The organism is Nocardioides sp. (assembly GCF_031422975.1).
Classification (GTDB): Bacteria; Actinomycetota; Actinomycetes; order Propionibacteriales; family Nocardioidaceae; genus Nocardioides.
In genome coordinates this window covers 1-2,680 of sequence record NZ_JANPEO010000083.1, presented here as the reverse complement: position 1 = coordinate 2,680, position 2,680 = coordinate 1, and the positions used below count along the sequence as shown (strand labels likewise).

Genomic DNA, 2,680 nt, shown 5'->3' with positions numbered 1-2,680 from the left:
GATCGTGGGGGCGCCCCACTTCTTGTCCAGGACGACGTAACGACCCTTCGGGCCGAGCGTCACCTTGACGGTGTTGGCGAGGGCGTCGACACCGCGCTCGAGGGCGCGGCGGGCGTTCTCGTCGAATTCCAGAATCTTGGGCATAGAAAGATGCTCCTTGTGGTCAATGCAGATAGTCCGCGACGATCAGGCCCCTGAATCGCGTGGATTCAGGGGTCCTGTCGGCACGGACTATCTGGTAGGTCAGGAAACGACTGCGAGGACGTCGCGGGCGCTCAGGATGAGGTACTCGTCACCGGCGTACTTGACCTCGGTGCCGCCGTACTTGCTGTAGATGACCTTGTCACCGACCGCGACGTCGACCGGGACGCGGTTGCCGTTGTCGTCGACGCGACCGGGACCGACAGCCATGACCTCGCCCTCCTGGGGCTTCTCCTTGGCGGTGTCCGGGATGACCAGGCCAGAGGCCGTGGTCTGCTCGGCGTCGAGCGGCTTGACGACGATGCGGTCCTCGAGGGGCTTGATGTTGACCGACACTTGTCGACCTCCACTTTCCACGTTGGGCTGAACTGGACTCGAGAAACGGATGTTCCTCGCACGCTTGGGCTTGCCGTGATGCGCGCCGTCGCGGGGATCGCACGTCATTGCAAGCGCTGGCACCCTGATGCTGCGAGTGCCAGAACAGACGTTAGCACTCCCCCTTACCGAGTGCCAGAGTGGATCAGACGAAGGCGCCCTGGGCCACGAGTGCCCTGAACGTCCTGGTCTTCGTCTCCCGGTTGCCCTTCTTGCCCGTCGTCACCTCGGTCTCGCCCGTCAGCCGGGTGCGGACCTCGAACTGCCCGGTCGGCCGATCGGGGTCGACCTCGAAGATGACGACCTGCGGATCGTTCGCGTCCTCGCCCGCTCCCGCTGGCAGGGCGTCGTTGAGCGCGAAGCTCTCCTCCGGGCCCTGGGCGTCGAGGAGGTACGTCGACGTGGACTCGGCCACCTCATAGGTGCCGTCGGGGCCTTCGAACTCGGTCGGTGCGCCGGTCAGCACCGTGACCACCATCCAGTTCTTGCCCTCCGGCGCCCATCCCAGGCCGGCGACGTAGGGCCGCTGCGCCGACGAGGTCACCAGGCAGGTCGTGACGTTCTCACCCACGTCGGACGCGCCGGGGCTCCACAGCGGGTCTGCGCACGGCTGGGCTCCGCTCGCGAAGCCGAGCTCGTAGAGCGGCTTGGCAGCGTCCCGGTCGAGGTCGCCGGTGAGGCCGTCGACGACCTGGTCGACTCCGTCGTAGCCGACGCGCAGGCTGATCTGCTCGGGCTCGCCCTTCACCGCGACGTACTGGCGACGCGCGACCTGGGCGATCTCGTTGTCCTCGACCCAACCGGCCAGCCCCTCGAGCAGGTATTCCTGCTCGTCGGCGACCAGGGTGAACGTCGGGTCCTGCAGCGCTCCGCCAGGCAGCCGGTCGGCCACCAGCAGGTCCTCCGGTCCGTCGAGTGCGACCTGGACGCCGACGAGGCTCGCGCCGCGGCCGGCCTGCTTGCCGTCCTCGGTCTCCGCGATCGGCTCCGACACCGTCACCTGCAACGTGCCCCACGGCACCCGGACCTCGGCCGTGCGGCCGACGAGCGCCTCGGACGCGGTCTCGGAGACGAGGGTGCCCGCCTTGAGTCCGCCCTGCTCTCGTTGCGAGAGCCAGACACCGCCCCCAGCGAGGACAGCGATGACGAGGACCAGGGCCAGGAGCCGAATGAGCGTGCGCACGGTCATGACCTTGCCATCTCCACCTCGCCGGCCCGCGGGGGCCCACCTGACAAGATGCGCGAATGGACGTCCCCACGCTCGAATGGCTGCTGACCGATGCCGGGCGTGATCTCCTCGAGGTCGCGATGGGGGCCTACGCCGACGCCGCAGGCGATCCAGTGCGCGCGGCAACCGCAGTGCGGAAGGCAGAGCCCGACCCCGAACGCGCTGCGGCGGCGCTGACACAGGTGGAACTGCGGACGCGCGCGGTCGCGAAGTTCGGGGATCTGGCACCCCTCATGTTCTTCACTCCGGACGCACTTGAGCAAGCGACGCGCCTGCGCGTGGCCGAGCATCGCGCGGCGAGGCTCGCCGCGGCCCGGCCCTCGAGCGTGGTCGACCTGGGCTGTGGCATCGGCGGCGACCTCATCGCGTTCGCCCGCGCGGGCCTGATCGCAGCCGGCGTGGACCTCGATCCGGTGCGCGTGACCGCGGCCCGCGCCAACCTGGCCGCGTTGGGACTGCCGGGTGCCGTGGAGGTCGCGGACGTGGCCACCATCGATCCATCCGGCTTCGGGGCGGCGTTCGCGGATCCCGCTCGACGGGGGCCCCGCGGCCGCGTGTTCGACATCGAGGGCTGGAATCCGCCCTGGCCCTTCGTCCTCGACCTGCTGGCTGGTCGAGGCGTCGTGAAGGTGGCGCCGGGGATTGCGCACGACCTGATCCCCGACCACGTCGAGGCCGAGTGGGTCAGCGACGCCGGCGACGTGAAGGAGGCCGTGCTGTGGGCGCCCGTCTTCGCGACCACCGAGCGCCGAGCCACCGTCATCGGTGACGGCGGGCTCGCCACGATCACCGATGAGGACGACCCGTTCATCGGTCTCCCGCGACCGGTCCGGGAGCTGGGCGGGTTCCTCTATGAGCCCGACGGTGCCGTGATCC

The 2,680-nt window shown here is 69.4% G+C and carries 3 protein-coding genes; 1 reads left to right on the top strand and 2 read right to left on the bottom strand.

The genetic code is table 11. From position 1 onward, the window contains the following. Window positions 1-243: 243 nt before the first annotated feature. Entirely contained in the window at window positions 244-537 is a 294-nt protein-coding gene (groES, locus tag RMO85_RS02800) for a co-chaperone GroES (protein ID WP_310526338.1), read from the bottom strand. A 184-nt stretch (window positions 538-721) separates the two neighbouring features. Beyond that, window positions 722-1,759: a hypothetical protein gene (locus RMO85_RS02795; protein WP_310526337.1), complete on the bottom strand. Its 1,038-nt coding sequence runs from the start codon at window positions 1,757-1,759 to the stop codon at window positions 722-724. Window positions 1,760-1,821: 62 nt separating this feature from the next. Between RMO85_RS02795 and RMO85_RS02790 the strand changes: the two genes are divergently transcribed. Continuing rightward, the coding region (locus RMO85_RS02790; protein WP_310526336.1) for a class I SAM-dependent methyltransferase at window positions 1,822-2,680 on the top strand (859 nt) is incomplete at its 3' end.